The organism is Polynucleobacter sp. 35-46-11, from assembly GCF_002281105.1.
In genome coordinates, this window is the sequence record NZ_NCFJ01000036.1 from 1 (window position 1) to 16360 (window position 16360).

Sequence of the window (16360 nt, forward strand, 5' to 3'; positions counted from 1 at the left end):
TACATTGTTGCCAACCATCGGCTTCTTCCCAGTGACTTGGCAAACTTTTGCCATGACATAACTCCATTAATTGCGAAAAAAGAAGATTGTATCAGTCTCTGGGCACTTTGATCTACCCCTATTTGGCTTTAGTTTTGAGGATATGGCAATCTAAGCTCCGGTATTGGCCAAAAATTCCCATTAAGTTAGTGATTACTTCTATTTATAGTCATTTTTCATAAGGCCTGCCTCTGAAAATGAGAAAAAACCGCTGTCACTGACAATACAGTGATCTAGGAGTGGAATATCCACCAGTTGCAAGGCCTTAGCCAGCATTTTGGTTAATTCCTGGTCGGCAATACTGGGGAGTGGGTTTCCACTGGGGTGGTTGTGGGCAACGATAAGGGCGCTAGCATTTCTGGCAAGGGCTTCTTTGAGGATTTCTCGAGGATAGACTGCAGTGTGGGTTAGAGAGCCTCTAAAGAGCTCCTGGCACTCAATCAGGTGCAGGCGAGAGTCAAGGTATAGACATAGGAAGACTTCGTGTGGCAGACGGCCAAATCGGGCTTGCAAGAACTCCCTGACATACCCTGGCGATGAGAATACTGATTCCTGGGAGAGGGTTTCCTCAAGGCTACGCTTGACGAGCTCATATGCTGCCTGAATTTGTGACCATTTAGAAATACCCATACCGTGAATCTGGGTTAATTCCTCTGGTGTGCAAGACAGTAGGCGCGGCAAATTGCCAAAATAGTGAAGAAGGTCACCAGCTAAAGCTACGGCAGTTTTGCCTTTGACGCCAACGCGCAGAAAGATTGCAAGCAATTCCGCATCGCTCAGGGCTGATGCTCCGAGGGCGCGCAGTTTCTCGCGAGGCCGCTCCATTTTTGGCCAATCCGTAATCGGTGAGTGCACGCTGAGGTCGGGCCTAGATACAATTACCTTATGACTAAGTTTACGGTTTTGCCCAACTCCTTCCTGACTCTCAACTATCGGCTGACTTTGCCTAGCGGGGATGATTACATCAATACTTTTATCGATCGTCCTGCGACGGTGCTGATGGGTTCTGGTCAATTTGCGCCTTGTTTTGAAAAGGTATTAATCGGACTGGGTGTGGGTGAAAAGAAAAGCGCCTTACTGCCGCCGGAAGAAAGTTTTGGTGAACGCAAGGAAGAATTAATTCAGTGGGTTACTTTGGGCGCGCTTAAAGAGGGTCGAGATGATGATGTGGAATTCAATCCTGGTGATGTAATCGAATTTAATGCTCCTGGTGGCGCGCAATATGCTGGTGTGTTGCAATCTATTAATGAAGAAGGTGCTTGGTTTGATTTCAATCACCCGCTTGCTGGAAGGCCAGTTACCTTCGAAGCTGAAATCGTTGCGATTCTGTAAGTTATGAGTAATCCATCTAGCGCGCACGACACCGCAGAAATTTTGATGGCACAGCCACGCGGTTTTTGCGCGGGTGTAGATCGCGCGATCAATATCGTGAATGAAGCGCTGACCCGTTTTGGCGCGCCAATTTATGTACGCCATGAAATTGTTCACAACGCCTATGTCGTAAATGGTTTGCGTGAAAAAGGCGCTGTGTTTGTGGATGAGTTGCATGAAGTTCCTAAAGGTGGCATCGTGGTGTTTAGTGCCCATGGTGTCTCTCAAGAGGTTCGCCAAGACGCTGAGGCACGCGGACTGCAGGTGTATGACGCTACCTGCCCCCTGGTTACCAAAGTTCATCTTGAAGTCGTCAAGATGTGTAAGGATGGTTTCACGGTCTTGATGATTGGCCATGCCGGGCATCCGGAAGTTGAAGGCACGATGGGGCAAGTGAAAAAAGGCGTTCATCTGATTGAAAAAGTAGCGGATGTTGCTCAACTGCCTTTTGCTGAAGATGAAAAAATTGCTTATGTAACGCAAACTACCCTCTCCGTAGATGAGACAAAAGAAATCGTTGATGCATTAACTCAAAAGTTTCCAAATATTGTTCAGCCGCGCAAACAAGATATTTGTTATGCCACTCAGAACCGCCAAGATGCTGTGAAATTTATGGCGCCTCAAGTTGAGATCGTTATTGTGGTGGGAAGCAAAGCAAGTTCGAACTCGAATCGCTTGCGTGAATTGGCTGAAAAACTCGGCGTACCGGCTTACATGGTTGATGCGCCAGAGCAACTCCAGGCTGAATGGTTTGTTGGTAAGAAGCGAGTGGGTCTCACTGCAGGTGCGTCAGCCCCAGAAAGCTTGGCCCTTTCAATTGTGGAGAGGATTCAGGAATTTGGCCCGCGCAGTATTCGTAATCTTGAAGGTGTTGTTGAAGACATTACGTTCTCGCTACCAAAGAATTTAGTGGGCTAACTAAAAAAATAAAGGAGCCCAAGGCTCCTTTATTGCATTCTATCTAGTTGCTTTTAGGCAACTTGCTTGAGCAGCTCTCTCAAAATATTGCACATCTGATGGATTTCATCATCGGATACATTGAGTGCTGGCATAAAGCGCAAGAGGTTAGGTCTTGGTGAGTTGATCAGCAATCCCTCTGGGCCTCTATCGCGAGCAAGTTCAACCAGCTTGCCGCCAATATCGCTACTCAACATGAGGGCGCGCAAAAGTCCTTCACCACGTTCACCATCTAAATTAAATTCTGAAGAGATGGCCAGCAGCTCTTTGCTGAGTAATTCGCCTTTGGCGCGAACGGATTCCAGGAAGCCTGGCGCTAATAGTTGCTCGATCACACTGATGCCTACTGCAGTCATTAGTGGGTTGCCGTTATAGGTACCGCCTTGATCGCCTGGAACAAAGCAAGCAACCGCATCAGTCGCCATGAGCGCTGCCAAGGGAACGCCACCACCAATACCTTTGCCCAAGGTCATGATGTCGGGTTCGATACCGTAATGTTGATAGGCGAAGAGTTTTCCAGTGCGACCGCAGCCGGCCTGTACTTCATCTACGATTAGCAGAATATTATTTTCTTTAGTGAATTTACGCAGATTTTGCATAAATTCTTTCGTAGTTGGGATCACGCCACCTTCGCCTTGTACCGGCTCAAGCATCACTGCAACCGTCTTATCAGTCACCAGTTTTTTAACGGAATCTAAATCATTCAAATCAGCTTTTGGGAAACCGGGAACTTGTGGGGCAAACATGGTGTCCCAGCCTGGCTTACCAGATGCGCTCATCGTCGCTAAGGTGCGACCATGAAAGCTATGATCAAAGGTGATGATTTCAAAGGCGCCGGACTTATTAAGTTGACCCCATTTGCGTGCTAGCTTGATAGCGCCCTCATTGGCCTCAGCCCCGCTATTAGCAAAAAACACTTTGTTAAAGCAACTGTTATCGGTCAGTAAATTCGATAAGCGAATCATCGGCTCGTTATAAAAAGCGGGACTCGGATTAATGAGCTTCTTAGCTTGTGCATTCAGCGCTTCAATCATGCCGGGATTGCTATGGCCTAGACAGTTGACGGCCCACCCTTGCAAGAAGTCTAAGTAGCGCTTGCCATTGTTATCGGTCAGCCATGAGCCTTTACCCTCAACCATCATTACTTCTGGCCGTGGGGTAATAAACATCACTGAGTGGGCATCTACTGATTGGGCTGGCTTATTCATGTCGTGTGCAAAGTGAGGTCAAATGAGGTTTCTATTATCACGCTTAGCAGACTAGTTTGTCGCGAGATCAGCAGCGCTGGTGAAGGAGTCCGCAAAGAATTCCTCTTCAGGTAGCTTGCACTGAGATACAAAGTCCTGGCGGGCTGCATTGACCATGACAGGAGCTCCGCAGGCATAGACCTGGCAAGGGCTCATGTCGGCATGGTCGGCGATTACTGCTTGATGCACAAAGCCTGTACATCCAGCCCATTGATCCTCTGGGAGGGCATCTGAGATGACGGGGGTGTATTTGAAGTCTGGAATATCCCTTGCCCATGACTGGCAGAGCTCATCGAAGTAGAGGTCGCTTGGGCGCCGTCCGCCCCAATATAGGTGAATCGAACGCTGAATTTTTTTGAACTGCATTTGCTCGATGATGGATTTAATCGGCGCAAAGCCGGTGCCTGCCGCAACAAAGATGATCGGTTTTTTAGAGTCTTCTCTCAAGAAGAAGCTACCTAATGGGCCTTCAAAACGCAGAATATCTTTTTCTTTTAATGCAGGATCTTTTGCGCCAAAGACAAAGTCGGTAAAGAGACCGCCAGGCAAGTGGCGAATATGCAGCTCGAGGGGGCCCTCTTGATCGGGCGCATTGGCAATTGAGTAGGCGCGGCGCTGCCCATCTTTGAGTAGAAATTCTAAATACTGTCCCGCCAGAAATTGAAAGCGCTCGGCAGCCGGCAGTTGTAGTTTGAGAATCGCCACATCAGCACTCGGTTTTGTAATGCTGTTCACACGACAGGGAACTTTGCGAATAGCGATATCGCCAGCGCCTTGAACTTCGCGAGCTTCAATGAGAAGGTCGGATTTAGGATGGGCGCAACAAAATAAGGTGCCCCCAGCAGCTTCATCAGACAGGCTTAAAGCGGCGGCACTATGTTGACCATGCTCTACCTGACCTTCTAAAACCTTGCCTTTACAGGATCCGCAAGCACCATTTTTACAACCATAGGGAAGGGTGATGCCCTGTTGAAGTGCCGCTTCCAGCAGGGTTTCATCCTTCTGGACGGTAAATTGTTTGCCGCTCGTCTTGAGCGTGACTTGGTAGGACACTCTCATTCCTTTCAATAAATCGTTACGATGTGACCTATGCAATCTTTTGGTAAATCTCGAATCCTGATCGTCGGCTGCGGTGACATTGGCCTGCGTGTTGCCAAGCAACTCGCTCGAAGTCATCGCGTATATGCCCTAACTTCCCAGAAAACCCGTTTTCCGGAGTTGAGAGCAGTTGGCGCGATTCCGATTTTGGGGGATCTGGATAAGCCTGATAGCTTGTGGCGTTTAAGTGGATTAGCGCAAACTGTGATCCACTTGGCACCACCCCAAAATACAGGTCATCGCGATTGCCGAACTCGCAACCTCCTCCGAATTTTAGCCCAAGGTTCTGATAATGTTGGGCGCTTGATTTATGTGAGTACTACTGGTGTTTATGGCGATCATGCGGGTGGCAGGGTGAGTGAAGTGACCCCAGTCAACCCTCAAAGCGAGCGAGCAAAGCGAAGAGTGAATGCAGAAAATTGTCTGCGTCTTTGGGCTCCAGCTCATGGAGTCGTACTGACCATCCTGCGCGTGCCAGGTATTTATGCTGTTAACCGATTACCAGTTGAGCGCATACAGGCCGGCACACCTGCCCTAAATCCAGCTGAGGATGCGTACTCAAACCATATACAGAGCGATGATTTGGCAAGATTGGTTTGTGCGGCTGTTTATCACGGTAAACCACAGCGCGTCATTAATGCTTGTGATGGTGGTGAAACTAAAATGGGTGACTACTTTGATGAGGTAGCTGATGCCTTTGGTCTAGAGCGACCACCAAGATTGTCGGCTGAGCAGTTGGAGAAAATCGTATCCCCCATGCTGTGGTCTTTTATGCGGGAGTCACGGCGCGTAAGCAATACGCGGCTAGCAGAATTGAAAACTCCGCTACGCTATCCCGGCGTCGCAGAGTTTCTGAAAACTATTTCCAAGAATCCTTGAGTCCAACCGTACGATTAAATACGGGCTGACCTGGTTTGCAATCGCTTTGGTCTGCTACAAAGTAACCGTGACGCTCAAACTGAAAGCGATCTTCTGCTTTAGCGTCTTTCATGCAAGGCTCTAAGTACGCAGTAATCGTTTGCTTAGAGTTGGGATTAATCGCATCAAGGAAATTCTTATCACCACTATCGGGGTGTGGGTCATTAAACAAGTGATCGTAGAGACGAACTTGCGCTGGCACAGCCTCAGCTGCACTAACCCAATGAATGTTGCCCTTGACCTTGTAATTGTTTGAGCCAGGGGTACCGCTCTTACTATCTGGGAAGTGAGTCGCATTCACTTGAATGACATTACCATTGGCATCCACTTCAAAGCCAGTGCACTCAACCACAAAGCCATGACGTAAGCGCACGCGTCCACCGGCTTGATCGCCAATCGGCGGATAGAGTCTAAAGAATCCTTTAATAGGCTCTTTCATGAAGTCATCTTCTTCAATCCACAACTCTTTTGTGAAATGAAACTCACGATTGCCCCACTCAGGATGCTGTGGATGGCGCGGCGCTGAGCAAGGCTCACTCGCTGACGCATCAAAGTTTTCAATGACGAGTTTAAGTGGCTTAAGAACCGCTGTAGCCCGTGGAGCCTTGGTTTCAAGATCATCGCGCAAGGCTTGATCCAAAGTACTCATATCGATCCAGCTGTCTGCTTTAGAAACGCCGATGCGTTCACAGAACAAGCGAATGCTCTCAGGCGTATAGCCTCTACGACGAATGCCTACGATGGTTGGCATGCGAGGATCATCCCAGCCATTAACCTGTTTTTCTTCTACCAATTGCAGTAGTTTGCGCTTGCTAGTGATGGTGTAAGTTAAGTTGAGGCGGGCGAATTCATATTGGCGCGGAACGGGATTTTTAAAGATCCCCAGCTCTGCTAATGAGGCGACAATCCAATCGTAGAGCGGGCGATTATTTTCAAATTCTAGTGTGCAGATAGAGTGCGAAACATTTTCTAGCGCATCTGAAATGCAGTGCGTGAAATCATATAAAGGATAGATGCACCATTTGTTACCAGTGCGGTGGTGATCGGTATGGCGAATGCGATAGACCACAGGATCACGCATGATGATATTCGGATGCGCCATATCGATCTTCAAGCGCAGAACATGTTCACCATCTTTGTATTTGCCATCGCGCATCTCGCGGAATAAGGCAAGATTCTCATCGGCAGTGCGATCGCGGTAAGGGCTATTTTTTCCAACTTGGCCAAAGTTGCCACGATTGGTATGGATGTCATCTGCACTTTGACTATCAATATACGCTTTGCCATTCTGAATCAGAATTTCTGCAAACTCATAGAGCCGATCAAAGTAATCGCTCGCGTGATAAAGGTGTGTACCCCAATCAAAGCCAAGCCATTTGACTGCATCCAAAATACTGTCGGCATACTCAACATCTTCCTTCACTGGATTGGTGTCATCCAAGCGCATATTGCAACGTGCACCACCCACTTGATTGTTGTAATCAGCAGCTAAGCCAAAGTTGAGGCAAATACTTTTGGCGTGACCAATATGGAGGTAGCCATTGGGCTCTGGTGGAAAACGCGTGATGATGGAGGGAATAGCTTGACCATCGCGATTGCTGCGGTTCTGGTAGGTGCCACTCGCGAGATCATGATCGATGATCTGGCGCAAAAAGTTAGAGGGCTCAGCAACAGTGCCGGCGGGCGATTTAGATGGTTTGCTATCTTGGGACATGCACTCATTGTAGAGAAAACCCCCACCCATCAAGAAAAAAGCCCGCAAACTGCTGCGGGCTTGTGTCCGGGAAGTATTCGAGAGTTAATCTTCTACAAAAGCCTCTTCACGGGTTTTCTTAACCGCTGGTAATGCCACTATCACAACCAAGAGGGCTGCTGCGATGAGTAGGCCTAAAGATAATGGACGGGTTAGGAAGGTAGTGAAATCACCGCGTGACAACAGTAGGGCGCGACGGAAGTTCTCTTCCATCATTGGTCCGAGTACGAAGCCCAGCAGCAATGGAGGGGGTTCGCAACCCAGCTTGAAGAAGAGGTAACCAATTAAGCCAAAGGCTGCAGTCACATAAACATCAAATACGGCGTTGTTGACGGTATAGACGCCGATACAGCAGAACACCAGAATAGCTGGGTACATAAAGCGGTAAGGAATCTTCAAGAGCTTCACCCAGATACCAATGAGCGGCAAGTTCAAGAGAATCAACATCACGTTACCAATCCACATGGAAGCGATCAGACCCCAGAACAAGGCTGGGTTGCTGGTCATTACTTGTGGACCTGGTTGAATGTTATGAATGGTCATTGCGCCAACCATCAAAGCCATCACAGCATTTGGTGGAATGCCCAAAGTGAGCAATGGAATGAAGGAAGTTTGAGCTGCAGCATTGTTAGCTGCTTCTGGACCTGCTACACCTTCAATTGCACCCTTACCAAACTCATGGCTGTACTTAGAGGATTTCTTTTCAACCGAGTAGGCACCAAATGCTGCTAAGGCTGCGCCGCCGCCCGGCAGAATTCCGAGGATGGATCCAATGGTTGTGCCGCGTAAGATGGATGGAATCATGCGCTTCACATCTTGCTTAGTTGGGATCATGGTGGTCATCTTGTTCAAGAAGCCCTCATCACCATCCTTTTTTTCGAGGTTGCCCATGATTTCAGCAAAGCCGAATACGCCCATTGCAACTGAAACGAAGCCAATGCCATCGCTTAACTGGGGAAGATCGAATGAGTAGCGAGCTACACCAGAGTTAACGTCGGTTCCGACAAGGCCCATTAAAAGCCCCAAAATGATCATGCCGATAGCCTTGATCAAAGAGCCAGAGGCCAGCACGACCGCACCGATTAACCCTAAAACCATTAGGGAGAAGTATTCAGCAGGGCCAAACTTGAATGCCAGTTCTGAGAGTGGTGCAGCAAATGCAGCTAAAACTAGGGTTGCTACGCAACCAGCAAAGAATGAGCCCATACCAGCGGTAAAGAGGGCTACACCCGCTCGACCATTTCTGGCCATTTGGTAGCCATCAATAGCGGTCACCACCGAGGACGTCTCCCCCGGGATGTTGAGCAAAATCGCTGTTGTGGAGCCGCCATACTGTGATCCATAGTAAATACCGGACAACATAATCAAAGCGGCAACTGGAGGTAATGCATAGGTGGCGGGCAACAACATCGCAATCGTAGCGATGGGGCCTAGACCTGGCAAAACGCCAATTAGCGTGCCCAATATGCAACCAATAAAGCAGTACATCAGATTTTGGAGGGTAAAAGCCGTATCGAAACCAAGGGCTAAATTAGCAAATAAGTCCATTTTTAGTTTCCCGGTTAGTTATTTAAAAAAGCTGGTAGTAATGGGAACTGAAGACTTAAGCCCAAAACGAAGACTGAATAGGTAAACGCAATCAAGAAACTAGCGTTGATTAAGGTGCCTTTCCAATGAAACTCATGGCTGGCGCTGGCGGATACGAAAACCAATACGAATACAGCAACGATGAAGCCCATGGTTGGTAATAAAAGCCCATAGAGCACGACTGAACCAGTAATGAGGGCGATGATTTTCCAGTGGAATGGTGGAATTTTTTCAATGGCAGCCTTGGCGCCAAGGGATTTCACCAGCACTAGAAGTCCCAAGAGGGTCATGAGGATCCCTAAATAGAAGGGAAAGTAGCCTGGACCCATTTTGGCGGCGGTACCCATGGGGTATTGTCTTGCTACGATTGTAAAAAATAGGCCAATAACCATGTACATGATTCCGGCACCAAAATCCCGTTGATTGCGAATTTTCAAGTTGAGCTCCTTATATCGACTTAAATGCCGATCTATTTATTAATGTTACGGGATTGTAAGGCAGGATTGAGCAGGTTTGCCTAGGGTTTGCCCCAGACTAGTGCCAATGCGATAATTATTCGCATGAAAGTCTCCCAAATTCGCCAGGCATACCTGGACTACTTCGCCCAAAAAGGCCACCAAATTGTCCCTTCCAGCCCAGTGGTGCCTGGAGATGACCCAACCCTGCTATTTACCAATGCGGGAATGAATCAGTTCAAGGACGTCTTTTTAGGCTTTGACAAGCGCCCCTACAACCGCGCAACCACTGCCCAAAAATGTATTCGTGCCGGTGGCAAACACAATGATTTGGATAACGTGGGCTATACAGCCCGTCATCACACCTTCTTTGAAATGCTGGGCAACTTCTCTTTTGGAGATTACTTCAAGAAAGATGCCATTCAGTTTGCTTGGGGTTTATTGACTGAGGTATTCAAGTTGCCGGAAGAAAAGCTGCTCGTCACCGTCTATGCGGAAGACGATGAGGCTTATGAGATTTGGAATAGGCAAATCGGAGTGCCGGCTGAGCGGATTATTCGCATCGGCGATAACAAAGGTGCTCGCTATGCCTCAGATAATTTCTGGATGATGGGCGACACAGGCCCATGTGGTCCTTGTACAGAAATTTTCTACGATCATGGCCCTCATATTGCTGGCGGTCCTCCAGGAAGTCCTGATGAAGATGGTGATCGCTACATTGAGATTTGGAATAACGTATTCATGCAGTTCAATCGCGACGAAGCGGGCAATATGCATCCATTGCCTAAGCCTAGCGTAGATACCGGTATGGGTCTTGAGCGTATCGCAGCCGTATTGCAACACGTGCATTCCAACTACGAGATCGATCTCTTTGTTAATTTGCTGAAGGCAGCAAAGGAAGCGGTTGATGCGGCTGGTGGTGAGAATTGCGATCCAGATAGCCCATCACTCAAAGTGATTGCTGATCACATTCGTGCCTGTAGTTTTATCGTAGTAGATGGCGTGATTCCGGGTAACGCGGGTCGTGGCTATGTACTGCGTCGCATTACGCGCCGCGCGATTCGACACGGTTACAAATTAGGCGCACGCAAACCATTTTTCTATCAACTCGTCCCTGCTCTTGTAAAAGAGATGGGTCAAGCTTATCCAGAGTTGCAGGCAGCAAAAGATAAAGTGAGTGAAGTAATTAAGCAGGAAGAAGAGCGCTTCTTTCAGACAATCGCGAACGGTATGGAAATTTTGGAAGGTGCACTTGCTGGTGGTGCTAAGACGGTTGATGGTGAAACCGCTTTCCGCTTACACGATACCTTTGGCTTCCCGTTGGATTTGACTGCAGACGTTTGCCGTGAGCGCGATGTCACGGTGGATGCTGAAGGTTTTGATTTGGCAATGCAAAAGCAGCGTGATCAAGCAAGGGCGGCTGGTAAGTTCAAGGTGGCTCAAGGCTTGGAGTACTCGGGTAAACCGACTCAGTTCCATGGCTATGACACCTTGAAACATGAAGGTGCCAAAGTAACTGCGCTTTATGTTGATGGCTCTGCTGTGCAGTCTGTCAAAGCTGGCGATGCTGCAGTGATTGTTTTGGATAACACCCCTTTTTATGCCGAGTCTGGTGGACAGGTTGGCGATAAGGGTGAATTGCGTAATGAAGCTGTGCGTTTTGCAGTTGAAGATACCTTCAAGATTCAGGCTGATGTTTTTGGTCACCAGGGTGAAGTGCAAGAGGGTGAGCTCAAGATAGGCGATGCAATCAACGCCTTGGTGGATACCGAGCAAAGAACGGAAACGATGCGTAATCACAGTGCTACACATATTTTGCATAAAGCATTACGTGAAGTTTTAGGTGATCACGTGCAACAAAAAGGTTCACTAGTTGATGCAAGCAAAACCCGCTTTGACTTTACTCACAACGCGCCAATTACTGCACAAGAAATTCGTCGGGTAGAAGATATTGTGAATGCCGAGATCTTGGCTAATACTGCGACTTCTGGAAAAGTGATGTCTTTGGATGATGCACAAAAGACTGGCGCCATGATGCTCTTTGGCGAGAAGTATGGTGATGAAGTTCGCGTACTAGAAATCGGTAGTTCTAAAGAGCTATGTGGGGGCACTCACGTGGGTCGCACGGGTGACATTGGTAGTCTTAAGATTGTTTCTGAAGGTGGTGTTGCTGCCGGCATCCGTCGAGTTGAAGCAGTCACTGGCAGAAATGCCTTGAACTTCCTGCAGGGCTTGGAAGACAAAATTAACGAAGCAGCGACCATTCTGAAAACCCATCCAGGTGATTTAGTGAATCGTGTTGCTCAACTCCAAGATAGCTTGCGTCAAGCTGAGCGTGAGTTGGATAAAGTGAATTCCAAACTCGCTGCCAGCCAAGGTGACGAGTTGGCAACCCAGGCTATTGATGTCAATGGCATCAAGGTCTTAGCGGCCCGCTTAGATGGTGCTGATGCGCAAGTATTACGCGAGACTATGGATGCCTTAAAAGCCAAGCTGAAAACAGCAGCCATTGTGTTGGCCTCTGTACAGGGCGATAAAGTCAGTTTGATCGCTGGCGTGACTGCAGACTCGATTGCTAAAGTAAAAGCAGGTGACTTAGTGAACTTTGTTGCTCAGCAAGTTGGTGGCAAGGGCGGCGGCAAACCAGAGATGGCAATGGCTGGCGGTACCGATCCTAGCAAGTTGGGCGCGGCATTGGCTGGCGTGAAAGACTGGGTGGCCTCTAAGTGAGTGATGCTATCGAATTTAATCTCGAGGTAGATGCAATTGGCATGAACTGCCCACTCCCCATCTTGCGTACCAAAAAAGCTTTAGCCACAATGCAGTCCGGCGAAGTGCTCAAAGTGAAGGCAACCGATTCTGGTGCGGCCCATGACTTCCCCGCATTTGCCAAGCAGACTGGCAATGAACTTCTCTCTAGCACCACAGAAGGCGATGTATTGGTTTTCTTTTTGAAGAGAAGATAAAACACGCTGCAGACTATGAACAGTAAAGAAAAAGGCAGAAAGTGATTTCTGCCTTTTTTGCTTTTCTCCTCTTGGAGATTCATTGTGAAGTCTAGGTTAAAGAGCGGCTCTTGAGATACGCTGCAAACTCAGTGCTCACTTCTGGGTGGCGTAAAGCAAATTCCACGGAAGCCTTGAGATAGCCTAGCTTGCTGCCACAGTCATAGCGCACGCCATCGTATTCATAAGCAAATACAGGCTCCTCTTTGAGTAAGGATGCAATTGCATCGGTGAGTTGGATTTCTCCGCCGGCACCAGGCTTGAGATTGCGAATGTGATTGAAGATGTCAGAAGACAGAACGTAGCGACCTACTACCGCTAAGTTGGATGGCGCATCTTTAGGCTGCGGCTTTTCCACAATCCCATTTAAGCGATAGATACCCTTAGATACTTCTGCCCCAGAAATAATGCCGTAGGAACTACTCTTAGATGGATCAATTTTTTCTACCGCTAATACTGAGCCATTTTGCTCATCAAACACTTTGAGCATCTGCTTCAGAACTGGCGGTTGGCCATCGAGTAAGTCATCCGCGAGAATGATGGCGAAAGGTTCATCTCGTACGAGCTTTTCTGCGCACAAGACGGCGTGACCCAAACCAAGCGCTTCCGGTTGACGAACGTAAACACAATCTACATGACTTGGCTTCACGCTGCGTACGATCTCTAAGAGCGCCTGCTTATTTTTTGCTTCGAGCTCAGCTTCTAATTCATAGGCCTTATCAAAGTGATCCTCGATGGCGCGCTTGCTGCGACCGGTCACAAAAATCATTTCAGTAATGCCGGCAGCAATCGCTTCCTCAACCGCATACTGAATGAGGGGCTTATCAACTACATTGAGCATTTCTTTCGGGCTGGCCTTGGTGGCCGGTAAGAAGCGTGTGCCCAAACCTGCAACAGGGAAGACTGCTTTGGTAACGGCTTTAGTGCTTAATGGCATGGCAATTCCGATCAGTTTGATTGCTGCTTTATTTCAGTCGCTCTAATTGTGCAACAAGCTTCTCATGGTTTTGTTCAAAGCCAGCAAGACGCTGTTTTTCTTGTGCAACAACCTCTTCTGGGGCGCGAGCCACAAAGCTTTCATTGCCAAGCTTGCTGCGTGCTTTGGTAATCTCATTCGCTAGGCGCTCAATTTCCTTGCTCAGGCGAATTCTCTCGGCTGCCACGTCTACTTCGATTTTGAGTAATAACTTGAGATTACCAACCAGGGCCATTGGTGCACCAGGAGCATCTTTCTCTAAAGCGGACTCGTCATCATAGATTTTGACTTCAGATAACTTGGCCAAGGCAGTAAGGTATGGACTTGCCTTCTTTAAGAAATCTTGCGGCCCACTAATCCAGAGGGGCACCTTTAGTGCGGGTGAGACTTGCATCTCACCGCGTAAATTGCGGCAGGCATCCACAATCGATTTAATCTGAGCTACCCAAGCTTCGCTCTGCTCATCAATCTTATCAAGCTGAGCAACAGGGTAGGGCTGCAGAGCAATGGTTTGTTTTTCTTGTTTCACCAGTTCTTTACCAACCTTAGGCCCAACGGTTTGCCAGAGCGTTTCCGTAATAAAGGGAATGAGTGGATGCGCCATGCGCAAGATGGTTTCCAAAATACGTAGGAGGGTTCGGCGGGTAGCGCGTTGCTGTGCAGGCGTACCAGTTTGCAGTTGAACCTTGGCTAACTCCAAGTACCAATCACAATACTCATCCCAAACAAACTGATAGATGCTGGTAGCAATATTGTCAAAGCGATAGTTTTGGAAGCCTTTAGCAACATCAGTCTCGGTTCTTTGTAGTAAAGAAACAATCCAACGATCTGCTGGAGAGAAGTCAAGCTGCCCTTCTGGACCACATTGGCTGTCACAAGGTGCAAAACCATTCTCTTGATCATTGCCAGGGCAATTCATGAGAACAAAACGCGTGGCATTCCAGAGTTTATTGCAGAAGTTACGGTAGCCTTCACAACGTTTTTGGTCAAAGTTAATGTTGCGACCAAGCGATGCAAGTGAGGCAAAGGTGAAACGCAGGGCATCCGTACCAAACGCAGGAATACCCTCCGGAAACTCTTTCTTGGTTTTCTTACCAATGCTTTCAGCCTGCTTGGGATTCATCAAGCCGGTAGTGCGTTTAGCAACTAAGTCTTCAATCTTGATGCCGTCAATGAGGTCGATTGGATCCAAAGTATTTCCTTTGGACTTACTCATCTTCTGGCCCTCAGCATCACGTACTAGGCCATGAACATAAACCGTATTAAATGGCACCTTGCCAGTGAAATGACAAGTCATCATGACCATTCTGGCTACCCAGAAGAAGATGATGTCAAAGCCGGTTACCAATACTGATGAGGGTAGGAAATGCTGAAGGGCTGGAGTCTCTTCAGGCCAGCCTAAAGAGCTAAAAGGCACCAGCGCAGAGCTAAACCAAGTATCTAAAACATCAGGGTCGCGGTTGAGTTGACCTTTGTATCCGGCAGCGGCAGCTTTAGCCTTGGCTTCTTCTTCAGAGCGGGCGACAAAGATCTGGCCATCATCGCCATACCAGGCCGGGATTTGATGACCCCACCAGAGTTGACGTGAGATACACCAGTCTTGAATATTTTCTAGCCACTGGGTGTACGTGTTAATCCAGTTTTCTGGAACGAGCTTGATATCACCTTTAGTGACAGCATCTAATGCTGCGCCAGCAATCGAGGAGCCTGGTTGATATTTATTGTCAGGGCTTGGCTTGGACACTGCAACAAACCATTGATCAGTCAGCATTGGCTCAATGATGGTTTGAGTGCGATCACCACGGGGCACCATCAATTTATGAGGCTGTACTTTTTCTAGTAAACCGGCAGCATCTAAATCAGCAACGATTTGTTTGCGTGCAGCAAAACGCTCAAGACCTTGATAAACCGCTGGCGCATTCTCATTGATCTTGGCATCCAGGGTAAGGATGTTAATGAGCGGTAATTGGTGGCGTTGTCCAACAGCGTAGTCGTTGAAGTCATGCGCAGGTGTCACTTTAACTACGCCAGTACCAAAAGCTAAATCAACATAGTCATCTGCAATGATCGGAATTTCACGATTGCATAGTGGCAGTTGTACTGATTTACCAATGAGATGTTTATAGCGCTCGTCTTCTGGGTTAACCATGACGGCAACGTCGCCCAATAAGGTCTCCGGGCGAGTAGTGGCAACGGTCAGGTGTCCGGAGCCATCTGCTAATGGATAGCGGATGTGCCACATCGAGCCATCTTCTTCTTCGCTTACTACTTCTAAATCAGAGACTGCAGTTCCTAAAACGGGATCCCAGTTCACTAAACGTTTGCCGCGGTAAATCAAACCTTGTTCATGTAAGCGAACAAATACTTCAACAACTGCCTTGGACATCTTGCTGTCCATTGTGAAATATTCTTTACCCCAATCAATCGAGGCGCCTAAACGACGAATCTGACGGGTGATGGTATTGCCGGAAGTTTCCTTCCACTCCCATACTTTTTCTAAGAATTTCTCGCGGCCTAAATCGTGACGAGAAACTTTCTGCGCATCAAGCTGACGCTCAACAACGATTTGCGTGGCGATACCAGCGTGATCTGTGCCTGGAACCCACAAGGTATTTTTGCCAGACATACGGGCATGACGCACCAAGCCATCCATGATGGTTTGGTTAAAAGCGTGACCCATGTGTAGGGTGCCTGTCACATTCGGTGGCGGCAATTGAATCGAGAAATCTTCCTTACCCTGATCTAGGGTGGCGTCGGCAATGCCTCGGCGTTCCCATTCCGGGCCCCAATAGGCTTCAATTGGGGCGGGTTCGTAGGATTTGGCTAGTTCGTCTAAGGAGCTGGCCGCTGGTGAGTTAGGGGTATTCGAAGCATTTGGCATAAGAGGCAAATTATAATTGGGGCGATGTACTCAGACTTGCTCGCAAACCTTAATCCAGAACAACGCGAGGCAG

At 48.1% G+C, this 16360-nt stretch carries 13 protein-coding genes; 5 read left to right on the top strand and 8 right to left on the bottom strand.

Going from position 1 to position 16360, the window contains the following annotated elements; translation table 11 throughout:
* Window positions 1-198: 198 nt before the first annotated feature.
* Complete coding sequence (radC, locus tag B7Y67_RS04850) at window positions 199-894, bottom strand: DNA repair protein RadC (protein WP_363926694.1); 696 nt, start codon at window positions 892-894, stop codon at window positions 199-201.
* A gap of 30 nt (window positions 895-924) precedes the next feature.
* Here radC and B7Y67_RS04855 point away from each other — a divergent pair, with 30 nt between their 5' ends.
* Together B7Y67_RS04855 and ispH are read left to right on the top strand one after the other, a co-directional pair.
* The gene (locus tag B7Y67_RS04855) at window positions 925-1371 is read left to right on the top strand and encodes an FKBP-type peptidyl-prolyl cis-trans isomerase (protein WP_293597632.1); all 447 of its coding nucleotides are present in this window, start codon (window positions 925-927) and stop codon (window positions 1369-1371) included.
* Window positions 1372-1374: 3 nt separating this feature from the next.
* The gene (gene ispH, locus B7Y67_RS04860) at window positions 1375-2328 is read left to right on the top strand and encodes a 4-hydroxy-3-methylbut-2-enyl diphosphate reductase (protein ID WP_293597633.1); all 954 of its coding nucleotides are present in this window, start codon (window positions 1375-1377) and stop codon (window positions 2326-2328) included.
* A 53-nt stretch (window positions 2329-2381) separates the two neighbouring features.
* On the opposite strand, the gene B7Y67_RS04865 is transcribed toward ispH, so the two are convergent.
* Together B7Y67_RS04865 and B7Y67_RS04870 are read right to left on the bottom strand one after the other, a co-directional pair.
* A complete protein-coding gene (locus tag B7Y67_RS04865; RefSeq protein ID WP_293597634.1) occupies window positions 2382-3575 on the bottom strand; it encodes an acetylornithine transaminase in 1194 nt (397 codons plus the stop codon).
* A gap of 51 nt (window positions 3576-3626) precedes the next feature.
* Window positions 3627-4667: a CDP-6-deoxy-delta-3,4-glucoseen reductase gene (locus tag B7Y67_RS04870; protein ID WP_293597635.1), complete on the bottom strand. Its 1041-nt coding sequence runs from the start codon at window positions 4665-4667 to the stop codon at window positions 3627-3629.
* 36 nt (window positions 4668-4703) lie between these two features.
* On the opposite strand from B7Y67_RS04870, the gene B7Y67_RS04875 reads away from it, so the two are divergent.
* Window positions 4704-5591, top strand: a complete 888-nt coding sequence (locus B7Y67_RS04875) for an SDR family oxidoreductase (protein ID WP_293597636.1) — start codon at window positions 4704-4706, stop codon at window positions 5589-5591.
* Here B7Y67_RS04875 and B7Y67_RS04880 read toward each other — a convergent pair.
* The 3 genes from B7Y67_RS04880 to B7Y67_RS04890 all read right to left on the bottom strand — a co-directional run bounded on the left by B7Y67_RS04880 (window position 5572) and on the right by B7Y67_RS04890 (window position 9407).
* Window positions 5572-7344: a glutamine--tRNA ligase/YqeY domain fusion protein gene (locus B7Y67_RS04880; RefSeq protein ID WP_293597637.1), complete on the bottom strand. Its 1773-nt coding sequence runs from the start codon at window positions 7342-7344 to the stop codon at window positions 5572-5574. The two genes, B7Y67_RS04875 and B7Y67_RS04880, sit on opposite strands and share 20 nt — an antisense overlap.
* A gap of 84 nt (window positions 7345-7428) precedes the next feature.
* Window positions 7429-8931 carry a tripartite tricarboxylate transporter permease gene (locus tag B7Y67_RS04885; RefSeq protein ID WP_293597638.1) on the bottom strand — a complete coding sequence of 501 codons (1503 nt, stop codon included), beginning with the start codon at window positions 8929-8931 and terminating at the stop codon, window positions 7429-7431.
* 14 nt (window positions 8932-8945) lie between these two features.
* Window positions 8946-9407 carry a tripartite tricarboxylate transporter TctB family protein gene (locus B7Y67_RS04890; protein ID WP_293597639.1) on the bottom strand — a complete coding sequence of 154 codons (462 nt, stop codon included), beginning with the start codon at window positions 9405-9407 and terminating at the stop codon, window positions 8946-8948.
* Between the two features lie 123 nt (window positions 9408-9530).
* Between B7Y67_RS04890 and alaS the strand changes: the two genes are divergently transcribed.
* Together alaS and B7Y67_RS04900 are read left to right on the top strand one after the other, a co-directional pair.
* Window positions 9531-12155 (top strand): alanine--tRNA ligase, encoded by a 2625-nt coding sequence (gene alaS / locus B7Y67_RS04895; RefSeq protein WP_293597640.1) that lies wholly within the window; start codon window positions 9531-9533, stop codon window positions 12153-12155.
* 8 nt (window positions 12156-12163) lie between these two features.
* On the top strand, window positions 12164-12391 hold the full coding sequence (locus tag B7Y67_RS04900; RefSeq protein ID WP_041485182.1) for a sulfurtransferase TusA family protein: 228 nt from the start codon (window positions 12164-12166) through the stop codon (window positions 12389-12391).
* Between the two features lie 91 nt (window positions 12392-12482).
* Here the strand turns inward: B7Y67_RS04900 and galU are convergent, their stop codons facing one another.
* Together galU and B7Y67_RS04910 are read right to left on the bottom strand one after the other, a co-directional pair.
* Window positions 12483-13367 carry a UTP--glucose-1-phosphate uridylyltransferase GalU gene (gene galU, locus B7Y67_RS04905; RefSeq protein WP_293597641.1) on the bottom strand — a complete coding sequence of 295 codons (885 nt, stop codon included), beginning with the start codon at window positions 13365-13367 and terminating at the stop codon, window positions 12483-12485.
* Window positions 13368-13395: 28 nt separating this feature from the next.
* On the bottom strand, window positions 13396-16287 hold the full coding sequence (locus tag B7Y67_RS04910) for a valine--tRNA ligase (protein WP_293597642.1): 2892 nt from the start codon (window positions 16285-16287) through the stop codon (window positions 13396-13398).
* Window positions 16288-16360: the final 73 nt, after the last annotated feature.

What these genes read in the sequence shown, in the direction of transcription:
- B7Y67_RS04855 (WP_293597632.1), top strand. Translation starts at nt 925, where the DNA reads ATGACTAAGTTTACGGTTTTGCCCAACTCCTTCCTGACTCTCAACTAT.
- ispH (WP_293597633.1), top strand. Translation starts at nt 1,375, where the DNA reads ATGAGTAATCCATCTAGCGCGCACGACACCGCAGAAATTTTGATGGCA.
- B7Y67_RS04865 (WP_293597634.1), bottom strand. Translation starts at nt 3,575, where the DNA reads ATGAATAAGCCAGCCCAATCAGTAGATGCCCACTCAGTGATGTTTATT.
- B7Y67_RS04875 (WP_293597636.1), top strand. Translation starts at nt 4,704, where the DNA reads ATGCAATCTTTTGGTAAATCTCGAATCCTGATCGTCGGCTGCGGTGAC.
- B7Y67_RS04880 (WP_293597637.1), bottom strand. Translation starts at nt 7,344, where the DNA reads ATGTCCCAAGATAGCAAACCATCTAAATCGCCCGCCGGCACTGTTGCT.
- B7Y67_RS04885 (WP_293597638.1), bottom strand. Translation starts at nt 8,931, where the DNA reads ATGGACTTATTTGCTAATTTAGCCCTTGGTTTCGATACGGCTTTTACC.
- alaS (WP_293597640.1), top strand. Translation starts at nt 9,531, where the DNA reads ATGAAAGTCTCCCAAATTCGCCAGGCATACCTGGACTACTTCGCCCAA.
- galU (WP_293597641.1), bottom strand. Translation starts at nt 13,367, where the DNA reads ATGCCATTAAGCACTAAAGCCGTTACCAAAGCAGTCTTCCCTGTTGCA.
- B7Y67_RS04910 (WP_293597642.1), bottom strand. Translation starts at nt 16,287, where the DNA reads ATGCCAAATGCTTCGAATACCCCTAACTCACCAGCGGCCAGCTCCTTA.